Here is a 24,171-nt window from a genome sequence, read left to right as displayed (position 1 = left end):
AAATCTTAGAACCTGTCTGAAATCTATGATATAATCTATACAAAAAAGGATGTTTCCTAATGATACATGATTATACCAGTAATATTACTCGTAAACAGTTTGAACTGATTCGTGAAGATTTAGAAAATGCACGGAAAACGACGCGCCCACGCACAGTTGATTTGTACGAGGTATTCTGCGGTGTACTATATTTGCTTACGACAGGTTGTCAATGGCGTAATCTGCCAAGGGACTTTCCAAACTGGAAAACCGTCTATTCCTACTACCAGATTTGGCGGAAAGTAGACGAGAATGGCATAAGTCTTCTTGAAAAAGTGCATAAAAAAATTGATCGAAACCTATCGTGAACAAGAGGGGCGAAAAAAACAGACAAGCTTCTGCATCGTAGATGCACAAAGTGTAAAAAACACATGGATAGCGAGTGAAAAAGGCTACGATGCGGGAAAGAAAGTATCAGGAATCAAACGACATATCGCTGTAGACACCAATGGTCTCATTCATGCGATTGAAGTAACAACTGCGAATATAACAGATCGAGAAGGTGCTATCCAAATGTGTGAAAAGCATAAAAAATCATTGGACAAAGTGACAAATATACTTTGTGATGGTGGATATACGGGCCCATCATTTGCACAATCGATAAAAGAAACGATTCATTGTTCAGTTGAAATTATCAAACGCTCGGAACTTCACAAGTTTGTTGTGTTACCCAAACGCTGGATCGTAGAGCGAACTTTTGCTTGGTTGGAAAATTACCGCAGACTGTGGAAAAACTGTGAACGAACACTTGAAAACAGTAGACAAAGTTGCTTATTGGCAGGTGTGGCAATTTTATTGAAAAGATTCTAGACAGGTTCTTAGTAGGGAAAAAAGTGAAATATACTAGTGAAAAATGGATTGAATATATATAGTATCTTTTTGAGAAGATGGCCTATTCAATATATAGGCTAACTTTTGGGGAATTTGAATTTATAGGTTAAATTACTTATTTAATTTTATAGACTGATTTGAGGTTTTTAAAGGTCTTTTTTGAAATAGACTAGAATATATTTCTTTTGTTGCTTTATATGAAACTGTTAACATTTATTTTAGAACATTCAGAAAAACTGTTTGACATTAGGAAATTATTGCTATAAAATCAACGGTAATTGCATAGTCTTATCAAGAAAAGGTGGAGGGACAGGCCCGATGAAACCTTGGCAACAGCCGTATAACGGAATTGTGCCAAATCCTGCAGGTAGTAATCCTGAGAGATAAGAAAGAGCCTTTAGAGCGTGTTTTCAAACTGCTCCTTTCTTGTTTTCAGGAAAGGGGCAGTTTTTTATTTTGTATAAAAGAAAGGAGAATGAGAGATGGGAGAATCATGGGGAAAAGGAACAATTTGTGTGCAAGGTGGCTATACGCCAAAGAATGGTGAACCACGTGTTTTACCACTTTATCAAAGCACAACGTATAAATACGATACTTCGGATGATTTAGCAGCTCTATTTAACTTAGAGGCAGAAGGATATATTTATACACGTATTGGAAACCCTACTCTAGCAGCATTTGAGCAGAAGTTATCAGATTTAGAAGGCGGTGTAGGAGCTGTTGCAACGGCTTCTGGGCAAGCAGCTATTATGCTCGCAGTTTTAAATATTTGTAGTAGTGGAGACCATTTACTTTGCTCTTCAACTGTTTACGGGGGAACGTTTAATTTATTTGGGGTGAGTTTACGTAAGCTTGGCATTGATGTTACGTTCTTTAATCCAAATTTAACGGCAGATGAAATCACGGCGCTTGCTAATGACAAGACGAAACTTATCTATGCAGAATCGTTAGGAAATCCAGCGATGAATGTTTTAAATTTTAAAGAATTTTCAGCTGCCGCTAAAGAATTAGAGGTACCTTTTATCGTTGATAATACATTAGCAACTCCTTATTTATGCCAGGCGTTTGAACATGGGGCAAATATTATTGTTCATTCTACGACGAAGTATATCGATGGGCATGCGAGCTCCTTAGGTGGTATTGTAATTGACGGTGGAAACTTTGATTGGACAAATGGAAAGTATCCTGAACTTGTTGAACCAGATCCAAGTTATCACGGTGTAAGTTACGTTCAAAACTTTGGTGCAGCAGCGTATATCGTGAAAGCACGTGTTCAGCTATTAAGAGATTATGGAAATTGTATGAGCCCATTCAATGCATATATTAGCAATATTGGCTTAGAAACATTGCATTTACGAATGGAACGTCATAGTGAAAATGCTCTTGCAGTTGCTAAGTGGCTTGCTAATCATGAACGTATTGAATGGGTGAATTATCCAGGGTTAGATAGTAATGAAAATTACTCATTAGCACAACAGTACTTGAAAAAAGGTGCTAGTGGTGTTTTAACTTTCGGTATTAAAGGCGGATTAGAAGCAGCAAAAGAATTGATCGCAAATGTAAAACTAGCAACTCTTGTAACGCACGTAGCTGATGCACGAACTTGCGTTATACATCCTGCTAGTACGACGCATAGACAATTAAATGCTGAAGATCAGCGTTTAGCGGGTGTTACATCTGATTTAATTCGTTTATCGGTTGGTATAGAAGATGTTTCTGATATTATTGCAGATTTGGAAGCAGCTCTAGTTGGAGGCAAAACACATGCCGATCATAATTGATAAAGATTTACCGGCTCGCAAAGTGTTGCAAAAAGAAAATATTTTTGTAATGACGAAGGAGCGGGCAGAAACACAAGATATACGTGCTTTAAAAATTGCTATATTAAATTTAATGCCAACGAAACAAGATACAGAGGCGCAATTACTTCGCTTAATTGGAAACACACCGTTACAATTAGATGTTCATTTGCTTCATATGGAATCACATCTATCGCGTAATGTAACGCAAGAACATTTAACAAGCTTTTATAAAACGTTTCGTGATATTGAAAATGAAAAGTTTGATGGGCTCATTATTACAGGAGCGCCAGTGGAGACCCTTGCTTTTGAAGAGGTAGATTATTGGGAAGAGCTTAAACATATTATGGAGTATTCAAAAACGAATGTAACATCTACGCTCCATATTTGCTGGGGAGCACAGGCTGGCTTGTACTATCATTATGGTGTTCCAAAGTATCCCCTTAAGGAAAAAGTGTTCGGTGTATTTGAACATGAAGTTTGCGAGCAACATGTGAAATTATTACAAGGATTTGATGAATTGTTTTTTGCTCCGCATTCTCGTCATACAGAAGTACGAGAGAATGATATTAGAGGAGTGAAAGAATTAACATTGTTAGCAAACTCTGAAGAAGCAGGTGTTCACCTTGTTATTGGGTCAGAAGGAAGGCAAGTGTTTGCCCTTGGACATAGCGAATATAGTTGTGAGACGTTAAAACAAGAATACGAACGAGATCGTGACAAGGGATTAAATATTGATGTGCCAAAAAACTATTTTAAACATAATAATCCAGATGAAAAGCCGCTTGTTAGGTGGAGGAGTCATGGTAATTTATTGTTTTCTAATTGGTTGAATTATTACGTGTATCAAGAAACCCCTTATATATTGTAAAGAAAGATTGTGTAACACGTGGCAACGTTTTCCTTGTAAAGATTAACCTTTATTTTTCCGAATGTTCAAAATACATTGTTTTTCAGATTTTTTACTCATATAATTTCATCTAAACACAATTTTTGAGGGGTGGACAGTACTATGAAAGAAATTCAAGTTGGGTTATTAGGTCTTGGGACAGTTGGCAGTGGTGTGGTTCGTATTATTACGGATCATCAAGAACGACTCATACACCAAGTAGGTTGTCCAGTGAAGGTAACGAAAGTATTAGTGCAAAACATTGAGAAAGAGAGAGAGGTAGAGGTACCTTCTACTCTATTAACACAAGATGCAAATGAAATTTTAGATAATCCAAATATTGATGTTGTTATTGAAGTGATGGGTGGCATTGATGATGCAAAATCATATATTTTACAAGCTTTAAAAAGCGGAAAGCATGTTGTAACTGCAAATAAAGACTTAATGGCATTACATGGAGCTGAATTATTAGCGACAGCAAAAGATAATAAGGCTGATTTATTCTATGAGGCGAGTGTGGCAGGGGGAATTCCAATTTTACGCAGTATCGTAGAAGGACTTTCTTCAGATCTTATTACGAAAGTAATGGGAATTGTAAATGGAACAACAAATTTTATTTTGACGAAAATGTCAGACGAAGGGAGAGCATATAACGACGTGTTAAAAGAAGCCCAACAACTTGGATTTGCAGAAGCAGATCCAACATCAGATGTAGAAGGTTTAGATGCAGCAAGAAAAATGACGATTTTAGCTACCCTCGGTTTCTCTACAAATGTAGAGCTTGGAGATGTGAAAGTAAAAGGTATTACCTCTATTACAGAGGAAGATATTGAATACAGTAAGAGCTTAGGTTATACAATTAAATTAATCGGTCTTGCAAAACGAGATGGTGAAAAATTGGAGGTTACAGTTGAACCAACTTTACTTCCAAATACACATCCTCTTGCAGCAGTACAAAATGAATATAACGCTGTGTATGTGTACGGTGAAGCAGTTGGGGAAACGATGTTTTATGGACCAGGCGCAGGAAGTTTACCGACAGCTACAGCTGTTGTTTCGGATTTAGTTGCTGTAATGCAAAATATTAGATTAGGGGTAACAGGAAATAGTGCTGTAGTCCCACAATATCAAAAAGTATTAAAAGAGCCAGACGAAATTGTCGTGAAAAAGTTTTTAAGACTGCATGTAAAAGACGAAATTGGTGTATTTGCAAAAATTACTTCATTGTTCTCTGAGCGCGGAGTTAGCTTTGAGAAAATTATTCAAATGCCGCTTGAAGAGAAAGGAAAGGCTGAAATTGTAATTGTAACGCATCGTGCGTCTCTTGCTGATTATGATTATATTCTACATACGTTGCAAGGGTATGAAGAAATAGATTGTTTGAAAGCGAACTATCGAATTGAAGGGGATGCTAAGTAGTATCTCTTACCATAAAACAGAAAGAGCCTATTAAGCAGCTTGCTTAATAGGCTCTTTTCTATTTAAAATCTGCGTACCAACTTGAATAAATGCTTGGATAATCCAGCCTGTTGTAAAGGATAAGATGATTGTTCCAAAATAGATAGGTCCATCTAATAAAAAGCTTAACGTTAAAAATAAAAAGGCTAATGAAATCTCTGTTCTTCTAAACGTCCATTTTTTCTTCTCGGCAACCGTTAAAACGAAAGCTTCTTGAGGCGCTGCACAAAGGTTTGTAGAGACGTAAAGACCAATTCCAGCTCCAACGAATAGATTTCCGCAAATAAGTGTTATATATTTTGGAAGAGAGCGGATAGCGTCCATAATAGTTGTAATGGAACCAATCCAATCAACAAAAAGAGAAATAAGAACCATCGTTACAATTGTACCGATTGTAATTTGTTTTTTATTCCAAAAGAGTACGATAAGTGTAAAGGCAAAGTTAATCATGAAAATCCAAAAACCAATGCTTATCCCAAAATTTTGATATAGTGCAATAAAGAAGGAATCATAAGGGCTAAGTCCAAAGGAAGTAATTGTCGTCATCATATTAATACCGATGGCAAGAATGAGTAAACCGCCAATGAAAAATATATATTCTAATTTGAATCGAAGCATAGTTGTATATCCTTTCTAAATGTATTTGCTAGGAAAGGATATATTGTGGAAAGCTTACCAGGTCAAGGGAGAATTTTTGTGAGAAGGGGAAAATGAGATGACAAATATAAGAAAGATTGCTGAACTTGCTGGAGTATCTGTTTCAACTGTTTCACGTGTACTAAATAATCATCCGTACGTAAATGAACAGAAACGAAAAGAAATTTTAGCGATTATAGAAGAATTAAATTACACGCAAAACGTGAATGCAATTTATTTAGTGAAAGGAAAAACGAATGTAATTGGCGTTTTATTGCCACACGTAAATGATCAATATTATAGCGCTATTATCGAGGGGATATCAAAAGAGACAGCAAAGAATAATTATAATATGATGCTTTGTCAGACGAATTATAGTGAAGAAAGAGAACTGGAAATTTTGAATATGTTAAAAATGAAAAAGCTTGATGGGGTTATTATTTGTTCTCGGACAAATAGTAAGGAGAAGCTTGAAGAATATACGAAATTCGGCCCGATTGTTATGTGTGAAGAAATAGATTCAAAATGCATTTCAAGTGTACATATCGATTACTACAAAGTATTTTCACGTGGGATGAAAAGCTTAATAGATGCCGGTCATACACGTATTGGATATTGTATTGGAAGAAGTAATAGTGTTAATAGCCAAAGACGAAAGAAGGCGTATGAAGATTCGCTTCAACAGAGTATCGTAACACCGTTAGAGACCTGGAAATTTGAAGGTTGTTTTACAGTGGAAGATGGACGCAATGTAATTAGAGAATGGGCTCATATGTCAGTAAAACCGACAGCGTTCCTTGTATCTTGTAACCATATTGCAGCGGGGATGGTTACAGAAGCAAAAAAACAAGGAATTCGTATTCCAGAGGATATTACGATTATCGGGTGTGATGATCAAGAGGTGGCAGATATATTGGGTATAACGACGATTTCGCATTCTAGTAAAAACGTTGGAGTAAAAGCGTTTGAATTATTATATGAAAAGATTAATGAAGAGAAATTAGATGTGAAGCATATAGAGTTATTACCAGAGTTAATAGATAGAGAAACGACATAATTGAGAAGGTGTGAAAATCGCTTTTCAAAATTTCGTTTGGTATAATTATGGACAATCTATGAGGGCTAAAAGGGGTTTTGATATGAGATCAAAAGTAGTAAAAGTAATTCTACTCATTACAATTGCATCTTTCTGTTTATTTGCATATGGCTTTGTTTCAGGTGTAAATGATGTATTAAATCCGAAAGCTTCAAATTTAATTAAAAAGACCGATGTAGTGGCAAAAGAGAAAAAGAAAACGGGAACGTTACAAATCGTTAGTTTAGGTGATTCATTAACGCGTGGCGTTGGTGATAAAGAAGGAATTGGCTATGTTGGGCGAATGAAAGAGGATTTACAAAAAGATTATAAGCAAAAAATTGCATTAACAAATTTAGCAGTTAGTGGTGCAAAAATGCCCGATTTATTAAAACAAATTGAAAGTAATGGCGCTCAATATTCAATTAAGCAAGCAGATGTAATTGTGTTAACGATTGGTGGAAATGATTTGTTCCCAGGCTGGGAATCACTTGGGAAAATAGATTTAGAGACGTATCGTCCTGACACAGAGACGTTTCAAAATGAAGCAAAGAAAATTATAGAAGAAATTCGTAAATTAAATACAGATAGTCCGATTTTTTGGCTTGGTTTATACAATCCTTTTGAAGATGTAGAAGATTTAAAAGGGTCTTCAAACATTGTTGTGGACTGGAATGCATCTTTAGAGAAATTAGCGCTAAACGATAAAAATGTGTATATTACACCGACATTTGATTTATTCCAAAACCGCGGGAAAGATTTATTATACTCTGATCATTTTCATCCGAACGAAGTAGGTTATACGTATATGGCAGAACGTTTAGTTCAAAATGTTGTAAGTAAATTAAAACTAGAACAAGGAGGGGTAAAATGACGACGATACTTTCCGTACGAGACTTGAAGAAGGTAATTGGAAAGAAGACTCTTGTAGAGAATATTTCCTTTGATGTAAAGCAAGGAGAAGTGTTCGGGTTCTTAGGACCAAATGGTGCTGGAAAGACGACTACCATTCGAATGTTAGTCGGATTGATTAAGGCGACAGAAGGTACGATTTCTATCGGTGGTTATTCGATTAAGGAAAATTTCAGAGAAGCGATGCGTCAAATTGGGAGTATCGTTGAAAACCCAGAGTTGTATACATATTTAACGGGATGGGAAAATTTAAAGCAATTTGCTCGTATGTTAGGTGATATATCAGATGAACGTATTATTGAAATTGCTGAAATGGTTCATTTAGATGAAAGAATTCATGACAAGGTAAAAACGTACTCACTTGGTATGAAACAACGTCTTGGAATTGCGCAGGCGCTCCTTGGAAATCCGAAATTGCTCATATTAGATGAACCAACGAATGGTTTAGATCCAGCAGGGATTAGAGAACTTAGGGAATTTATACATAAGCTTGTAAAAGAAGAAAATATGAGCGTGTTTATTTCAAGCCACTTGCTAAGTGAAGTGCAAATGATATGCGATCGCGTTGCTATTATTCATAAAGGAAAGATGATAACAGTTGCCAAGGTTGAAGAATTAATTAAAACAGCAAGTGATCGTGTAGAATGGATTGTTACACCGATTTCTAAGGCGAAAGATATGCTAGAAGCGGCCGAAGAAGTAAGGGAAGTGAGTGTAGAAGGCGATCGATTACTATGCCGCATGGATATTGCATCTATAAGTAGTTGGAATAAACACTTTGTCGCAAATGAAATAGATGTACATAGCGTTAAGGAGCTTGTATTTACGCTAGAAGATTTATTTATTGAACTCACAAGGGGTGAGCAGCATGCGTGAATTTGCGAATCTAGTTTTAAATGAATCAGAAAAGATTTACCGCAAGAAACGTATTTTTGTTGTCATGCTTATTTTAGCAATCTTGATCCCGCTTTTTGTGTATGCGCAGTATCGTGAAATAGAAACGACACAAAAAAGACTCGGTACAACTGATTGGAAGGTTTCATTGCAACAGCAAATTGTTGATTCTCAGAACCGGTTGAACAATTCTAGGTTGCCAGAAGAATGGCGTGATTGGTTAAAGGTAAGAGTTGAGCAACAACAATATTATTTAGATCATGATATTAATCCGATGGCACCGGGTGCACCGACTTTTGTCAGAGCATTTATTGAACAAGGAATTACATTATTTATTCCGCTTCTCGTAATGATTGTCGCCATTGATATCGTTTCAGGAGAACGAAGTGATGGGACGATGAAGATGTTACTTACGCGGCCGATTCGGCGCTGGAAAATACTCCTTAGTAAATACGTGACGATGTTATTTTTCATTTCGCTCATACTGTTTCTTGTAGGTTTGTTTGCTTACATATTATCAGGGCTTGTATTTGGGTACTCGGGATGGAATTTACCTGTTTTAACAGGATTCGTCATTGATAAGGAAACGTTAAATACGAACTTTGTACATCTTATTCCGCAGTGGCAATACATCTTAATGGCGTATGGACTAGCCTGGTTTGTTGCTATCGTTGTCGGAACTATATCATTTATGGTCTCTGTTTTAATTCGTAATACACCAGCTGGTATGGGCGTTATGCTAGCTGCATTAATTGCAGGCGGTATTTTAAGCTCGTTCGCAACATCTTGGGAAGGCGCCAAATATATTTTTAGTGTGAATTTATCATTAACGGATTATTTATCAGGAAAATTACCTGCATTACAAGGTTTATCGATGGGATTTTCTTTGATGAATTTAACTGTTTGGGCAGTTGTTTCTCTTGTTATTTCGTTCGTAGTATTTACAAGACAGGATATGGTGAATTAATTAGACAGGAAGTGACAGTATGGAAAATGTTTTAAAGAATGATTGGGAGCCACTATTGGCACCAGAATTCGAGAAAGAGTATTATCTTACTCTATCCAGTTTTTTGACAGAAGAATACAGCACGCATGTTGTTTATCCGAAGGTAGAAGATATTTTTAACGCTCTTCAGTATACAAGTTATGAAAATACAAAGGTTGTCATTTTAGGGCAAGATCCATATCATGGACCGAATCAAGCGCATGGTTTAAGCTTTTCTGTGCAACCTGGTGTTAAAACACCACCGTCATTGTTAAATATGTATAAAGAACTTCGAGATGAATATGGTTATGAAATCCCGAATAACGGTTATTTAGTAAAATGGGCGGAACAAGGAGTATTATTACTAAATACCGTATTAACAGTTCGTCAAGGCGAAGCAAATTCTCATAAGGGAAAAGGATGGGAGCACTTCACAGATCGTGTAATTGAACTGTTGAACGAACGTGAAAAGCCAGTTATTTTCATATTGTGGGGGCGCCATGCGCAGGCGAAGAAGAAATTAATTACGAATCCGAATCATCATATTATCGAATCTGTACATCCAAGCCCATTATCGGCAAGACGTGGTTTCTTTGGTAGTAAGCCATATTCTAAAATAAATACGATTTTAGCTAATATGGGCGAAAGAGAAATTGATTGGGAAATTCCAAATTTATAAATAGAAAAGGTAGTTAACAGTTGTTAACTACCTTTTTATTATCATTGTTGCTCGTTCTTTAATTTTGCATCTAGTACAAAAGTACCAAATGGGATAACTGATGAAACGAATGCTCCAAGTGCCCATAAAATTGATTTACGGTGTACGATTGTTACTTGAATTACTGCAAAGATGAATAGAATAAATAGAACACCATGAGCCATGCCTGTAATTTTAACAGCTGTTGCAAATCCTGCGAAATATTTCAATGGCATTGCTACAAATAATAGTAATAGGAAAGAAATACCTTCAACTAGTCCAATTGCTCTTAATCGTCCGATTGGTGTAGATAACATAAAGTAGCCTCCTTTAACGTATGCTTGTATATAGTAAATTTGTATTCTTTTTCAAAATAAAATAGTCTATTTTGTTTCATTATATACAAAAAGAAAGTTTACACTACGAGAATAGTGCAAAGTTCAAAATATAGTCACAAAAGCATGAGAATTTAAATAAAAACCTATTTGAAGTATTTGACTTCAAATAGGTTTTGTGAATGAAAATATTAAACAAGTACATCCGTTTTTAAAACGAATTTCTCTACAACTTTTGCAACACCATCGTTCATATTTGTATCTGTTACGTAGTTTGCAATTTCTTTAATATCATCAGGTGCATTTCCCATTGCAACGCCAAGACCAGCAAATTCAATCATTGCTTGGTCGTTATAGCTATCGCCCATTGCGATAACTTCTTCACGCTTAATGCCAAGCTTTTGAATCAGTTTGTTTAAGCTCGTTCCTTTTGTAACACCGGCTTCTGTAAATTCTAAGAAGAATGGTTTCGAACGCATCACGCTTAATTGGCCTTCTAGTTGTTTTTGTAGTTTCTTTTCAACTTCAACAAGGCGTTCAGCCTCTTTATTCATTAATACTTTTACTACAGGCTCTTTAACTGCGGCTTTAAAGTCATCTACTACAACAATTGGCATACCGGTAATATCGCCCTCAATTTCAGTATAAGGATTATTTTCTTCCGTTACGATATCATCGCCCATATAAGTATGAATCCATACATCTTCAGTTTGACTAATTTCAAATAGGTTGTGAACGATTTCAGGAGATAGCGTACTACTAAAGATTTCTTCGTTTGTTTTACAGTTAATAATTTTTGCACCATTAAAAGATAGAATGAAACTGCCGTATTCTTCTAAACGAAGTTCTTTGGCTACATTGCGCATACCAAACGTTGGACGTCCAGAAGCAAGTACAACCTTTACACCTTGCTCTTGTGCAGTCATTAACGCTTCTTTCGTACGAGGTGAAATAGTATGGTCATCACGTAATAAAGTATCATCTAAATCTAAAACAATCATTTTATAAGTCATATAGAAAATTCCTTTCTTTAATTGAAATCAAAATACATGTTCATGAAGATGTTGAGGAATAATAGTAAGACATCAAACCTCTTTGAAAAGAAGTAGATAAATTATTATGAGTTGTTGCTCATAATATTGGTTAATAATCATTGGGGAAGAATAAAACCCCAATGATTAAAGTTTGATTTTATCGTAACAACTCTAAAGGTAGAGTGCAATAATGGAAGTTTTCCAATTTAAGATATTTGTTTTGCAGCGGAACGAGAAAATAGTATTTCTAGCAAGATTGCCATTACAGATCCAAGAACGAGACCATTACTTAAAAACGATGCTAGAAATGGTGGAAGTGTGGAATATGCTCCTGCTGGAACAAACATAACTCCGACTCCTGTAAAGATTGAAAGACCAGCTACTTTAAATAATCGTTCTTTATCCTGGACAGTTTCGTATTCTCGAAAGGCGAGACCAATCATGCTTGCGAATACAGGATAAATAGCGGCATAACCAACTGCAACAGGGATTGCTGCAAAGAATGAAGTAATCTTTGGAAATATACTAACGACAATAATAAAGCTTGACCCTAATATAAACGGGAGACGTTTATAAATATTAGTCGTTGCAATAAAACCTGCTGATCCAGAAATAGCGACAGGCCCAATAGCTGAAAATAGGCCGCCTAGCAATTGGTTGATTCCTGTTATAATGCCAGCTTGTTTAAAACGATCTGATGCAGCGTTTTCTTCATATTTAGAGACAACCTTTTGTACAACGCGAATACTTGCTAACATATTTGTTAGAAGTAAGAGTGTAACGAAAATGACCGTAATTACCATGTTCCATTCAACACGAGGCATTCCGAAAACAAATAAGGATGGAAAACGGATTATGTCTGTCACTGGTGTTATTGGATTAGATAATCCGAAACATGCGAATAATATCCAGCCGCATACGATACTGAAAAGAACGGAATATTGTCCAATAATAGGTAGCTTCATGATGAAAAAGGATAGTAAAATAACAATGAGTGAAAGAATAAATACGTTAGGTTGTACTTCTGTATGTTTTCCATCAAGGCCAAACATTCCCTTTAAGAAGGAGCCACTAAGCTGCGCGACAAGAAGAAATAAATACGTTCCAATGACTGTCGGTGTAAAATAGCGAACGAGTTTATCAATAAGTCCAAAAACGCTAAGAATAATACAAATAATACCGCTTAATAAGAAAGCATATTGAAGAACTTTAAGTGTCTCATTGCTTGATCCAAATAATACGACGCCTAAACTTGCGTAAAGGGAGAAAATTCCCCACCAAAGGCCAGCAGGACCTTCTTGAATAGGAAGTTTATGCCCAAATATAGCTTGCAAGAGACCAGCAAAGCCTAGAACAAATAACGTTCTTTGTACGAATGCGATAGCTTCAGCGCCATTAAGACCATAACTAGTTGCGACACTAATTGGTACAATAAGGCTTCCAGCTAAAATAAATAGTGCCCATTGTAAGGCGGAAAGAAATGTCTTCATTATATCAACCTCTTTCATAGATTCCGTATCTAGTATATACGTATTTTATTTCCACTGGCAAAGATTGTAGATAGAGAAAAGAGTTGAAACACGGTATGAATGCACGTAAGCAATTATGGATAGCAGTTATATGTATGACTTTTGTTGTAATTCTAGGAACGATAGGATTTATGACGATTGAAGAGATTAGTTTGTTTCAAGCATTTTGGATGACAATGATTACTGTATTGACTGTTGGATACGGAGATGCTGTTCCTGTAACGCAAGCGGGGAAAGTATTTGCGCTTCTTATTATTCCTGTTGGCGTAGGTATTGTTACGTATGCAATTGGGGTAGTGGCCGCTATGATTATTGAAGGGAATTTATTTCATGCAGTACGGAGGAAGAAGATGGATAAACAAATAGCGCAGTTGAAAAATCATATTATAGTATGTGGTTGCGGTAGAGTGGGGCTTCAAGTTGTACATGAATTGCAAGAAAAGAATATTCCATTTGTCGTTGTTGATAAAGATGAAAGTATATTGGAGCAGGAAAAGCTTTTATTTGTACATGGAGATGCAACGGAAGATCAAGTATTACATAATGCCGGAATTTTAAAAGCAGCTGGTTTAGTTGCTATTGTTGCAAATGATGCCGAAAATGTATTTATTACATTAACAGCAAGAGGGTTAAACGATACGATTAAAATTGTGGCGAGATCTGAAAAGCCAGAAACTGAAGAGAAATTAAGGCGTGCCGGTGCAAATAAGGTTATTAATCCATCTAGTATGGCGGGTATTCATATCGCAAAAGGTATTGCAAATCCATTAACCGTTCATTATATTGATACAGTGTTGTATGGAATAGAACAGTCATTTGTCATTGAAGAAATTCTAGTTGGAAAAGATTCAATATTAGTTGGTAAATCGTTACTAGAGAGTAATGTAAGGAATCAGTTTGATGTAACAATATTAGCGATTTCAAGAAATGGGGATATTATACATAATCCAGCAGGGCAGGAAAAATTGAAAGAACGTGATATGATAATAGTATTTGGTTCAGTAGAGAAATTGGGGCAATTCGAGAAAGAATTACAAAGTACGAGGTGAGAAGGAATGCAAATATCTAGCGACAAGATTTTAAATAAAATGGCGAATGAAATTGCGAAGGCAAAAAGTAGTGAAGGACAAAAGTCAAAAGAACATTTATTAGTTGTGCGTGCTTTATGTGATTTATTATTAGATGAACAAGTTGAAACATCTACATATAGAGAACCGCAAATTCCATCGCAAGTAATTGGATCACAACCAGTAACAACTATGCAACCAATTGCACCTGTTTCTGGGGAGCCGGTATATATAAAAGAAAGTGATGCAAACGGTAATTCTTTATTTGATTTTTAGAAGATAAATCGTTTGGCTTATATGCAAAAATTGCTTATGATAAAGGTAAAAAAGGGGAATTAAGATGAAAATTTTCTTTTTACTAGGTTGTATTGCAGCGGGGCTATCTGTTGCATTAGGGGCCTTTGGAGCACACGGTTTAGAAAATAAAATTTCTGCAAAAATGTTAGAAGTGTGGAAAACAGGCGTTACATATCAAATGTTTCATGCAGGTGGACTATTCGTAGTTGCTTTATTGATGGATAAGGTTCAATCATCACTTTTAACTACTGCTGGTTGGCTAATGGTAGCTGGAATTATTATGTTCTCAGGTAGTTTGTATGCATTAAGTACGACAGGTATTAAGTTCTTTGGTCCAATTACACCTCTTGGTGGTGTAGCGTTTATTGTGGCGTGGATTCTAGTAGGGACTGCAGTTGTAAAAGGATTATAAAAAACAAAAGCTGGCATTTGCCAGCTTTTTTTATGGTCTTGGAGTATAAGTTGCTTGTTGACTAGGTAAATACGTAATTTCTTCTGGAAATTCTACGTAATCTAAGTAGATCATTAGTAGTAAATAGCGTTTTCCTGATTGCGGTTCACTAATAACGATATGGTCACGGCCAGCTGCTTCAATAATACCTGTATAAGATTGTGTGCCAAGGGAACTGCCACGTTCATAGGTCATTACAACCGTAGCTTGCTTACCTTTGTTTAAACGAAGGATATTTTCAATATAGGATTGCTCTAGAGGTAACATGCCTTGAGAAATTGCATATTGAGCTTGCGCAGCTTGAGCTGTTTGTTGTTGCATCGCTTGCTGCTGTTGTTGAGTCATTTGTTGCGGTTGTACATAAGTTCCAGATGGTTGATAAAAACCTGTTCCATAGTACGGATTTTGTTGCTGTGCCATTCAAAAATCCCTCCTCATTTTTATTCCTTAATATACGCTAGGGCAGTCTCCAGCAGATGGCTGGAAGAAGCAGTGCTTTTTAAAGCGACCAGAGTTTTGTTGGTTATACCAAGTTGGTGGACATGCACCTTCAGGTCTAAAGAACCATAAGGCAAAGTTGGCAGGCCAAAAACGTTGCCCTTGAATGGTCCGTCTCGCTAGGGCAATATCTTGTTCGCGTGCCCGTTGATAAAAATATCCTTTTTGCGTTGCTTCAAAACCGCCGGGGTTTTGATAAACCATTTGACGTAAATTACGAATGCTTTTAAAGTCTAAACAATTTCCGCGGACACGATTTACCCCAACGTTTCCGACCATTAACATTCCTTGTTGCCCTTCTCCTTCGGCTTCAGCACGCATCAGTCTAGCCAACAACTTTACATCTTCTTCGTTATAAGCAATAACGCCCATTATGTGTCACCTCTCTTTTTGTAATACCTTTTGGAAAGAGGTTTATCCCGCATTAACGGGCAGTGAGACTCCTGCCCTAAAATTTGGTTGAAGTAAAGAAATTAGATGGGAGATCAAACTGCCCGTAAACGCCCGATTAGTTCAACTAATAATCAGCGGGTGATTCCCCCACTGATTAAAGTTTCACTTTATCTCTAGATGAAGTGTGTAACAATTACTAGTTCATACGTATGAGGAAAAGGACTCAGATATGACAACCAAACGAAGTTTTACATTGAGAGTGGAAAATAAAAAAAGCTAGCGTGAGCCAGCTTTTTTATTAAAAAACTTTAGACCATAAGTTTGAGAAGAAATCACCAATAGAGCGCATTGTTAACACAAACCAATTTGCTTTTTCAACTTCCTCTGTCGTTTTTGCAGTAACTTTCATACTTTTACTACCGTCTAAGAAACCATATTTATCAGTTGATTCTAAAGTAATTGAGCCTACTTTGGTATCTTTCTTAATAGGAGCAACTAAATGTCCATCTTCAGAAAGAGATTTATCTAATTCAGTTCCAATTTTATAAGGCTCTTTGCTACCTTTTTTCGCAATTACTGTTATTTCTTTTTCGGGTGCAACAGTTACTTGGTCTTCTTTCCCTTTTACTACAGAGATTGTATTGTTTTTATTAACTTTTAGTTTTTGTTTTTCAAAGTTATTAAATCCATATTCGATTAATTCACGAGATTCCGTGAAACGTTCATCCATTGATTTTGTTTTAATAATAACCGAGATAAGACGTACATCACCACGTTTAGCAGTAATGGTAAATCCGTATCCAGCTGTATCAGAACTTCCGGTTTTTAAACCATCAGTACCTTCATAAGCGAAAGCAGCTCCTGGTAACATCCAATTCCAGTTTTCCATACGAATTGGTTTTGGGTGATTGTCTGGGAAGTTTCTAAATCTTTGTTTTGTATCCTCTAGCATTTCTGGATACTTTGTAATCATTGCTTTTGAAAGCATACCCATATCACGAGCTGACATAGAGTTTTCTGCATTTGGATCAGTATCCTCAGGATGTTTTCCTTTTAAGTCAGCGTTATTTAAGCCAGTAGCGTTTACAAATTTATATTTCTTTAATCCTAGCTTTTTAGCATGTTCATTTGCAAGATTTAAGAAGTTTTTCTCACTTCCTGCAAGAAGTTCTGCTAAAGCAATACTAGATCCATTTGCAGAGAATATAACAATAGAATGATATAATTCTTTTACAGTATATTGACGTCCTTTTTCGAACGGTACATTAGAGAATTCATTATTACGAGAGACTTCATAAGCGTAATCAGAAATATTTACTTTCGTATCCCATGTGATTTTTCCTTCTTTAATTTCTTCTAAAACAGCGTAAACAACAATTAATTTTGACATACTAGCAATAGCTAGCAATTCATCTGGATTTTGCTCGTGAAGTATTTTTCCTGTATCTGCATCAAATAAAAGTGCAGCCGCCGCCTCAATATGTATTTTTTCTTCCGCATGGGATGTTGTTACTCCTAAGGAAGAAATTGACAATACAAGCAATAGTAAAATAGACAAGATTTTTTTCATATAGATTATCACCTTCGCATCGTTATTTAGCATATAGCTCGTATCATTTTAGCATATCTTTACATATAAAAAGGTTACAATTTTACAAGAAATTTGAAAAAATGTTGGTTTTTCTTCAAAAGTGCAGAAAAAAGGAGATTTTTGAGGATAAATATAGAGAAGAATAAAAAAAGGAACGAATTTCGTTCCTTTTCACCATTTATATGTGTAAAAATTTCTCTACTTTTTCGTCTTGTAAAATGTTTCCAACGAAGAATGTTCCAAATTCACCATAACGAGCACTTACTTCATCGAAGCGCATTTCGTATATAAGTTTCTTAAATTGAAGAACATCGTCAGCGAATAATGTTACGCCCCATTCGAAATCATCGAATCCAACAGATCCTGAAATCACTTGGCGTACTTTACCTGCGTATTGACGACCAATTTTACTATGGTTGTACATCATTTTTTTACGTTCTTCCATAGGAAGCATGTACCAGTTGTCATCACCTTGGCGACGCTTATCCATTGGATAGAAGCAAATATGATTTGCTTTCGGTAATTCAGGATATAAACGAGCTAAAATTTGCGGGTTTTGGTATGGATCCTCATCAGCTGGAAGGTAGTTGCTTAATTCAACAACAGATACGTAAGAATATGCAGGAACCATATATTCAGCTAAAGTTGTTTTATTCAATTCTGTCTCAATTTCATTTAACTCTTCCATTGTTGGACGTAAAATCATAAGCATAATATCAGCTTTTTGGCCAACAACTGTATACATTGCGTGACTACCTTTTTTCGCAGTAGCTACTTCGTTCCATTTTTCAACGACATTTAAAAATTCAGACACTGCTTGTCCGCGTTCGTCGCTAGATAATGTTTTCCATGCAGCCCAATCAATAGAACGTAAATCATGTAAACAATACCAGCCATCTAACGTTGTTGTTGCTTCACTCATTCTATTCACCTCAGTTAATGATAGTTTTACACGTTAACTATAGCATATATAGTTTTAAAATCATCTATATAAAACCTTGGCGCATAAAATTGTCACATTTAAGTGTTTAAGCAAGGTGAATTTAACGGCTGAATTTTATGAAAATATAATCATTTTTATTTTATCTATTTTTTGGGAGCTATAAGTTTAAAATATAGAAGAAAAGCAGTATTCTTAAAGATAGAGTTTTTTTAACATATGTAGGAGGGTTTATTCGTGAGCAACTTATTTACAACAGTAAAAGAAAAAGTTCAAGGAAAAGGCATTTCTATCGTACTTCCTGAAGGAACTGATGAAAGAATTTTAGGCGCTGCAGAGCGTTTAGCAAAAGAAGAGTTAGTAAAACCAATCTTAGTTGGTAATAAGGAAGAAATTAGCGCAAAAGCTGCTAGCATGAATTTAACATTAGCAGGCGTTGATATTTACGACCCAGCTACATACGAAGAAATGGATGCAATGGTAGCATCTTTCGTTGAACGCCGTAAAGGTAAAGCGACTGAAGAAGACGCTCGCAAAATCCTTAAAGACGAAAACTACTTCGGTACAATGCTTGTATACATGGGCAAAGCACACGGTTTAGTAAGTGGTGCAGCTCACTCTACAGCTGATACAGTTCGTCCAGCACTTCAAATTATTAAAACAAAACCAGGCGTTACAAAAACTTCTGGCGTATTCATCATGGTACGTGAAGAAGAGAAATATGTATTCGCTGATTGCGCAATTAACATTGCACCAAACAGCCAAGATTTAGCTGAAATCGGTATCGAAAGTGCGAAAACTGCTGAGTTATTCGGCATTGATCCACGTGTTGCTATGTTAAGCTTCTCTACAAAAGGTTCTGCGAAATCTCCAGAAACAGAAAAAGTTGTAGAAGCAACTCGCATTGCAAAAGAAATGGCTCCTGAGTTAACTTTAGATGGAGAATTCCAATTCGATGCTGCATTCGTACCATCTGTAGCTGAGAAAAAAGCTCCAGGTTCTACAATTAAAGGTGATGCTAACGTATTCGTATTCCCAAGCTTAGAAGCTGGCAATATCGGCTACAAAATCGCTCAACGTTTAGGTAACTTCGAAGCAGTAGGACCAATCTTACAAGGCTTAAACATGCCTGTAAATGATCTGTCTCGTGGATGTAACGAAGAAGAAGTGTACAAGTTAGCTTTAATTACAGCAGCTCAAGCACTTTAATTCTATAATGAATTGAAATAAAGACCGTCGCTATTATAGCGACGGTCTTTATTTTTCTAAGCCAAGTGCTTTATTATTACGATCAATAATACGTTGTAAATTCGTCTCATATAAAGGAATCTCGTCTATTGTTAATTGAGATGTTGTTAACTTTGGAGCGAATTGCTGCAATGTTTTTAAAAGACGCATCATTAAATCTTGTACTGTAATGGTTTCGCCAAGTAATTCTGAGAGTGAGGCCATCGTACTTGGTACAATTTCAGGGTACGTAAAGCGTGTTTCTTCCCCTTGAATTGCTAGGTTGTAGAAATCACGAACGAGTGCGGCACGCTCAGAGCCACTTCCGGTAGCACAGAGGTAAATTTGGACAGCGACACCCCCGCGAATACGACGTTGTGAAATACCAGCGAATTTTTGATCGCGAATACTTAAGTCATAACTACCAGGACAGTAAGAGCCAACAATTTCTTTTGCCTCGATAGTAACGTCGTAATCCTTTAACATCTCCTTAATCAAATGCCACATTGTATCGTATCCAAGATCGATATCGATACCTTTTTCTGTTTCTTGAAATAAAAGTGATACATTTAAAACACCTTCATCAAGCCCGACCGCAAGCCCGCCAGAATTACGAACAATGACATTGAAGTTGTTTTGTTTTAAAAAAGAAATACCTTCTTCTAAATGCGGAAGGCGTGAATCTTGAATGCCAAGGACAATTGTATTGTGATGAACCCAAGAACGCATTGTTGCGGCTGACTTGCCATTTCCAATGCTTGTGCATAATGTGTCATCCATTGCGAATGACTGAAGTGCATGGAATGTTGGTCCTAAACTAGATTGATCTACAATGCGCCACTCTGGCTGAGATAAAATGGAACGGGAATTGCTCATATAACTAACCCCTTATCTTTAAAATGACAATCTCTATTATAGCAAAAAATGAAGAATGGAGTTTTCTCACATATAAAGGGGGAGCTTAGAGGTGAAATAATAAAAAGGATGCATTACATGCATCCTTCTTATTCTGCAATTTTTTCTAAATTACCGTTTCGGTCCATTCGGAAAGATGTTTGAGAACGTTCTTCGTCATCCATGACTGCCAATTTACGAGCACGGTTCATAATGTTCATAAGTGTTTCGTAATCTTCTTGTACAGTATGAGATTGCTTTTCTAATTTTTCTAGTTTCTTTTCTAGTTCCTCATTCCGAAGGATTTGTGCTTTAATTTCTTGTTTCAATCTCGTATTCTCGTTTTCAAGAGCTGTCACTTTTATATTTGAAGATCCGACTGTTTGTAAAAAATAAATAACATCTTGCATTGTCATAGAGCTTCTTGCAGCAGGAGCAGTAGATTCTTGATATGGAATAGCTTCTTTATATTGTACGATTGATTCTTCTTGTACTAATTCTTCATAATCAGTTATCGAATCTGAAGCTGGTGGTGTATAAAGTAAACGTTTTTTCGCTTGTTCACCGCTTGCAGCACGCATTTTATCTTTACGATGTTTTTTTGCTAGTTGAAGAGCTTGTTCATAGCTATAGCGAACAACAGCATTCCAGCGGAAACCACAAGCAGCAGATGTACGATTTAACTGATCCCCTACTTCCTCAAATGCATTTAATTGCGTACTTCCTTCTCTAACATGACGAAGTACCGTTTCAGCAAGTAATAAATCATCCTCATCTGTCCAAGCGTCTTGTCTTACTTTCATAGATTCAACTCCCTTTCTTTTTATGAACTTCCTATTTTTATAATGGGCAAAAAAATAAACTTTTATACAAAGCTTTTAAAAATATGGTAGATTTCGATGAAAGGTAAAAATTTTCCCATGAATGGTGAGCGCTTCTGTAGGAGAGCATATAAATATGTAGCAATATGTAGAGAATAGGCTTTGTAGGGAAACTTGCAACGAGCTTCAAAGAGCGGTAAAATACCATTTAGTGTTTATTTTTAAATGTACTTGAGAAAAGTTTAAAATAGAGGAAGTGTTATATAATGGGAAACGAGTTTCGCGTGTGCGATGACTGTCAGGCAACGAACGTTAAAACGTTAGTTCCGAAGCTAAAAAAAGTAGATTCATGTGCAACGATTGAAGTTGGATGTCAGTCTTACTGTGGTCCTGGTCGTAAAAAATCATTCGCATTTGTAAATAACCGTCCAGTTGCGGCTCCAACAGAAGATGAGTTAATCGTGAAAATTGAAGCAAAGTTAAATAAGTAAGAAAAAGAAGAGTGAAAAGATTCCTCTTCTTTTTTTATGCCCATAAGAGGAATGGTTTATTCTGCGAAAGTAATCTTGTGTGGATGAACGTTTTCTAAAGGATGGACATAACTTTTGTATTAAAATTCCAATTTATATAAATTTATATTTCAAAATAATGGTTGACAGTCTTTTAAAGCGATAGGTAGAATAGAAGTGTCTGATTCTGAGAATCATTATCAGGGAAATAGCAATTCACCTAATTTTTTTATTACTATTTGAGAATAAATTTCATTTCAATAAATATATGTTGTTGGTTAGGATGGTTGAGGGATGGAAGCGAGCGCAAGCAGTATAGAACAGCAAGAAGAGAATGTTAAAGAGATTAAGAGCAGACCGCTCATCGCTTCTATTATTTTAGTAGCGGGTACAATTTTGTTAGCTTTAAGCATGGCAGTTTCTATTTCTTTTGGGGCTGCAGATATTAGTTTAAAGACTGTATGGCAAGCTGTATTTCAGTTTGATGGATCTATTACACATCATAACGTAATTCAAGAGCTTCGCATGCCTAGAGCAATAGGGGGCGTAGTTGCAGGTGCCTTTTTAGCGGTATCAGGAGCAATTATGCAAGGTATGACGCGAAATCCACTTGCTTCACCATCGTTAATGGGGATTACAGATGGAGCTGTATTTGGAATTGCAATTATGTATGCATTTTTCCCTAATTCACCTTATTTAATGTTTGTTATCGCATCTTTTATTGGAGCTGCGTTTGGTGCAAGCATTGTATATGGAATTGGATCTTCTTCACCAGGTGGATTAACACCTGTGAAATTAGCTTTAGCAGGTGCAGCTATTAGTGCTTTATTAGGGGCAATTTCATCTGGAATCGCATTGTATTTCAATCTTGCCCAAGAGGTGAGTATGTGGAATGCAGGCGGAGTCGCTGGAGTGAAATGGCAAAGTATTAATATGTTAGTGCCAATTGGCCTTGTTTGTCTTTTTATCGCAATTATGATGTCGAGATATATTACAATTTTGAGCTTCGGTGAAGAAATTGCAATTGGACTTGGTCAAAATACGACATTGATTAAATTTATCGGAACAGTACTTGTTCTTGTTTTAACGGGTTCCGCAGTTTCCATGGCAGGATCAGTTGGATTTGTTGGTCTTGTAATTCCGCATATGACTCGTTTCCTCGTAGGCTCGGACTATAGATGGGTTATTCCATGTTCTGCGGTCTTAGGTGGGCTGTTAATTGAATGTGCAGATATGTTATCTCGCGTTATTAACCCGCCATTTGAAACGCCAATTGGAGCAATTACAGCGCTAATTGGGGTTCCATTCTTCCTCTACTTAGCACGTAATGAAGGGAGAGGAAAGATGTGAGGACGAGTGTCTTAACAAAAAAGAACATTTCTATATTAACGATTTTAGTAGGACTAATCGTTTCTATATTTCTTATTAGTTTAAATACAGGAACTTTTAAAATCCCGCCAATGGACGTATTAAAGTCATTGGTTGGACTAGGGGCTGAAGATCAGTCTGTTATTTTATTTGAATTCCGTATGCCGCGTATGGTAATTGCTATACTAGTCGGATCTGCTTTAGCTATGTCAGGCGCGATTTTGCAAGGTTTATCACGAAATCCGCTTGCTGATCCAGGTATTATAGGTATTAATGCTGGAGCGGGATTAACAGTTGTTATATTCGTCTACTTCTTCTTCGGAAAAGTAGGGACTGGTACATTTTTATCTGTATTCATTCTTCCATTCTTCGCACTAGTTGGAGCGATATTAGCAGCGGTAATTATTTATTTACTAGCATGGAAAGACGGCGTTTCATCGACTCGATTAATACTAGTCGGTATTGCCGTTGCAGCTGGATTTGGAGCTGTTAGTTTAATTTTCTCTATGAAGATGACATCTAACGATTTTCGTTTTGCTACGATTTGGCTGGCGGGAAGTCTATGGGGGACAGATTGGAAATTCGTATTAAGTGTACTTCCATGGATGGTTATTTTCTTACCGCTTGCTATAAGTAAAGCACACATATTAAATGTAATGAACCTAGGCGATTCTACAGCAGTTGGCCTTGGTGTAAACGTAGAAAAAGAAAGACGTAAATTATTATTTATTGCAGTTTGTTTAGCAGGTGCATCTGTTGCTGGCGGAATTGGCTTTATCGGTTTAATGGCCCCGCATTTAGCAAGGCGCCTTGTTGGTGGTAAACATCAAATTATGTTGCCCACAGCTGCGCTAATAGGAACGTTTTTACTTTTATTCGCAGACGTAATTTCAAGAAGTGTACTAACAACTTCAGAAATACCAGTCGGTCTTGTTATTTCTGTAATTGGTGCACCGTATTTCATTTATTTACTTATGAGGACAAAATAAAGGGAGGCTTTTC

General features: G+C 36.4%; 26 protein-coding genes and 1 riboswitch. Of the genes, 16 read left to right on the top strand and 10 right to left on the bottom strand.

The genetic code is table 11. The annotated features are described in order from the left end of the window. Positions 1–59 precede the first annotated feature (59 nt). The 4 genes from V6946_RS28920 (at position 60) to V6946_RS28905 (ending at position 4,977) form a co-directional block, all read left to right on the top strand. Positions 60–849 (top strand): IS5 family transposase gene (locus V6946_RS28920; protein ID WP_372584424.1). Its coding sequence is split into 2 segments (ribosomal slippage): positions 60–317 and positions 319–849, totalling 789 coding nucleotides; the frame shifts between segments, so codons are not numbered across the junction. 306 nt (positions 850–1,155) lie between these two features. Beyond that, a riboswitch (SAM riboswitch) is annotated at positions 1,156–1,260 on the top strand. A 92-nt stretch (positions 1,261–1,352) separates the two neighbouring features. Then, positions 1,353–2,651 carry a bifunctional O-acetylhomoserine aminocarboxypropyltransferase/cysteine synthase gene (locus V6946_RS28915; protein ID WP_006921972.1) on the top strand — a complete coding sequence of 433 codons (1,299 nt, stop codon included), beginning with the start codon at positions 1,353–1,355 and terminating at the stop codon, positions 2,649–2,651. Continuing rightward, complete coding sequence (gene metA, locus V6946_RS28910) at positions 2,635–3,540, top strand: homoserine O-succinyltransferase (protein WP_006921973.1); 906 nt, start codon at positions 2,635–2,637, stop codon at positions 3,538–3,540. Before V6946_RS28915 ends, metA begins: the two co-directional genes overlap by 17 nt. A gap of 141 nt (positions 3,541–3,681) precedes the next feature. Next, entirely contained in the window at positions 3,682–4,977 is a 1,296-nt protein-coding gene (locus V6946_RS28905; protein WP_000659109.1) for a homoserine dehydrogenase, read from the top strand. A gap of 30 nt (positions 4,978–5,007) precedes the next feature. Here V6946_RS28905 and V6946_RS28900 read toward each other — a convergent pair whose 3' ends face one another. Beyond that, on the bottom strand, positions 5,008–5,634 hold the full coding sequence (locus V6946_RS28900; protein WP_000943411.1) for a YitT family protein: 627 nt from the start codon (positions 5,632–5,634) through the stop codon (positions 5,008–5,010). Positions 5,635–5,731: 97 nt separating this feature from the next. On the opposite strand from V6946_RS28900, the gene V6946_RS28895 reads away from it, so the two are divergent. Genes V6946_RS28895 through V6946_RS28875 form a run of 5 tightly spaced genes read left to right on the top strand, consistent with a single transcriptional unit; the run spans position 5,732 to position 10,197 of the window. Next, entirely contained in the window at positions 5,732–6,709 is a 978-nt protein-coding gene (locus V6946_RS28895) for a LacI family DNA-binding transcriptional regulator (protein ID WP_006921977.1), read from the top strand. A 10-nt stretch (positions 6,710–6,719) separates the two neighbouring features. Further along, the gene (locus V6946_RS28890) at positions 6,720–7,601 is read left to right on the top strand and encodes an SGNH/GDSL hydrolase family protein (RefSeq protein ID WP_002022849.1); all 882 of its coding nucleotides are present in this window, start codon (positions 6,720–6,722) and stop codon (positions 7,599–7,601) included. Further along, the gene (locus V6946_RS28885) at positions 7,598–8,515 is read left to right on the top strand and encodes an ABC transporter ATP-binding protein (RefSeq protein WP_000207717.1); all 918 of its coding nucleotides are present in this window, start codon (positions 7,598–7,600) and stop codon (positions 8,513–8,515) included. The genes V6946_RS28890 and V6946_RS28885 overlap by 4 nt, the downstream gene beginning before the upstream one ends. Next, on the top strand, positions 8,508–9,500 hold the full coding sequence (locus V6946_RS28880; RefSeq protein ID WP_001206477.1) for an ABC transporter permease subunit: 993 nt from the start codon (positions 8,508–8,510) through the stop codon (positions 9,498–9,500). The genes V6946_RS28885 and V6946_RS28880 overlap by 8 nt, the downstream gene beginning before the upstream one ends. 19 nt (positions 9,501–9,519) lie before the next feature. After that, on the top strand, positions 9,520–10,197 hold the full coding sequence (locus V6946_RS28875) for a uracil-DNA glycosylase (protein WP_000432519.1): 678 nt from the start codon (positions 9,520–9,522) through the stop codon (positions 10,195–10,197). A gap of 41 nt (positions 10,198–10,238) precedes the next feature. Here the strand turns inward: V6946_RS28875 and V6946_RS28870 are convergent, their stop codons facing one another. The 3 genes from V6946_RS28870 to V6946_RS28860 form a co-directional block, all read right to left on the bottom strand. Next, entirely contained in the window at positions 10,239–10,532 is a 294-nt protein-coding gene (locus tag V6946_RS28870; RefSeq protein ID WP_000953396.1) for a DUF3817 domain-containing protein, read from the bottom strand. 209 nt (positions 10,533–10,741) lie between these two features. Then, entirely contained in the window at positions 10,742–11,563 is an 822-nt protein-coding gene (locus tag V6946_RS28865; RefSeq protein WP_000221395.1) for a Cof-type HAD-IIB family hydrolase, read from the bottom strand. 227 nt (positions 11,564–11,790) lie between these two features. Further along, positions 11,791–13,074 (bottom strand): purine/pyrimidine permease, encoded by a 1,284-nt coding sequence (locus V6946_RS28860; protein ID WP_000847046.1) that lies wholly within the window; start codon positions 13,072–13,074, stop codon positions 11,791–11,793. A gap of 95 nt (positions 13,075–13,169) precedes the next feature. On the opposite strand from V6946_RS28860, the gene V6946_RS28855 reads away from it, so the two are divergent. From V6946_RS28855 to V6946_RS28845, 3 genes are all read left to right on the top strand, one after another. Continuing rightward, positions 13,170–14,162, top strand: a complete 993-nt coding sequence (locus V6946_RS28855; protein WP_000993980.1) for a TrkA family potassium uptake protein — start codon at positions 13,170–13,172, stop codon at positions 14,160–14,162. A gap of 6 nt (positions 14,163–14,168) precedes the next feature. Continuing rightward, positions 14,169–14,456 (top strand): YwdI family protein, encoded by a 288-nt coding sequence (locus V6946_RS28850; RefSeq protein WP_001167352.1) that lies wholly within the window; start codon positions 14,169–14,171, stop codon positions 14,454–14,456. A 64-nt stretch (positions 14,457–14,520) separates the two neighbouring features. Continuing rightward, entirely contained in the window at positions 14,521–14,889 is a 369-nt protein-coding gene (locus V6946_RS28845; RefSeq protein ID WP_000688315.1) for a DUF423 domain-containing protein, read from the top strand. 30 nt (positions 14,890–14,919) lie between these two features. On the opposite strand, the gene gerQ is transcribed toward V6946_RS28845, so the two are convergent. The 4 genes from gerQ to hemQ form a co-directional block, all read right to left on the bottom strand. Beyond that, a complete protein-coding gene (gene gerQ, locus V6946_RS28840; RefSeq protein ID WP_000068652.1) occupies positions 14,920–15,348 on the bottom strand; it encodes a spore coat protein GerQ in 429 nt (142 codons plus the stop codon). A gap of 27 nt (positions 15,349–15,375) precedes the next feature. Then, entirely contained in the window at positions 15,376–15,798 is a 423-nt protein-coding gene (cwlJ, locus tag V6946_RS28835) for a cell wall hydrolase CwlJ (protein WP_000538167.1), read from the bottom strand. Between the two features lie 319 nt (positions 15,799–16,117). Further along, positions 16,118–17,389 (bottom strand): serine hydrolase, encoded by a 1,272-nt coding sequence (locus V6946_RS28830; protein WP_006921993.1) that lies wholly within the window; start codon positions 17,387–17,389, stop codon positions 16,118–16,120. 199 nt (positions 17,390–17,588) lie between these two features. Next, the gene (hemQ, locus tag V6946_RS28825; RefSeq protein WP_006921999.1) at positions 17,589–18,332 is read right to left on the bottom strand and encodes a hydrogen peroxide-dependent heme synthase; all 744 of its coding nucleotides are present in this window, start codon (positions 18,330–18,332) and stop codon (positions 17,589–17,591) included. Between the two features lie 255 nt (positions 18,333–18,587). Here hemQ and pta point away from each other — a divergent pair, with 255 nt between their 5' ends. Beyond that, positions 18,588–19,559 (top strand): phosphate acetyltransferase, encoded by a 972-nt coding sequence (gene pta, locus V6946_RS28820; RefSeq protein WP_000067215.1) that lies wholly within the window; start codon positions 18,588–18,590, stop codon positions 19,557–19,559. Between the two features lie 48 nt (positions 19,560–19,607). On the opposite strand, the gene V6946_RS28815 is transcribed toward pta, so the two are convergent. Next, positions 19,608–20,453, bottom strand: coding sequence for a biotin/lipoate A/B protein ligase family protein (locus V6946_RS28815; protein WP_366981947.1), 846 nt, complete (start codon positions 20,451–20,453; stop codon positions 19,608–19,610). Positions 20,454–20,581: 128 nt separating this feature from the next. Next, on the bottom strand, positions 20,582–21,274 hold the full coding sequence (locus tag V6946_RS28810) for an RsfA family transcriptional regulator (RefSeq protein ID WP_000868358.1): 693 nt from the start codon (positions 21,272–21,274) through the stop codon (positions 20,582–20,584). Between the two features lie 284 nt (positions 21,275–21,558). Between V6946_RS28810 and V6946_RS28805 the strand changes: the two genes are divergently transcribed. The 3 genes from V6946_RS28805 to V6946_RS28795 all read left to right on the top strand — a co-directional run bounded on the left by V6946_RS28805 (position 21,559) and on the right by V6946_RS28795 (position 24,158). Next, on the top strand, positions 21,559–21,783 hold the full coding sequence (locus V6946_RS28805) for a DUF1450 domain-containing protein (RefSeq protein WP_000526079.1): 225 nt from the start codon (positions 21,559–21,561) through the stop codon (positions 21,781–21,783). Positions 21,784–22,095: 312 nt separating this feature from the next. Next, on the top strand, positions 22,096–23,151 hold the full coding sequence (locus tag V6946_RS28800) for an iron ABC transporter permease (RefSeq protein WP_000388294.1): 1,056 nt from the start codon (positions 22,096–22,098) through the stop codon (positions 23,149–23,151). Next, a complete protein-coding gene (locus V6946_RS28795; protein ID WP_366981948.1) occupies positions 23,148–24,158 on the top strand; it encodes an iron ABC transporter permease in 1,011 nt (336 codons plus the stop codon). Before V6946_RS28800 ends, V6946_RS28795 begins: the two co-directional genes overlap by 4 nt. Positions 24,159–24,171: the final 13 nt, after the last annotated feature.

The organism is Bacillus sp. PPSBB_2, from assembly GCF_045291115.1.
In the GTDB taxonomy this organism is placed as follows: domain Bacteria; phylum Bacillota; class Bacilli; order Bacillales; family Bacillaceae_G; genus Bacillus_A; species Bacillus_A cereus.
Note: the sequence above shows the minus strand (reverse complement) of the source record. Positions and strands in the feature narration are given on the sequence as shown.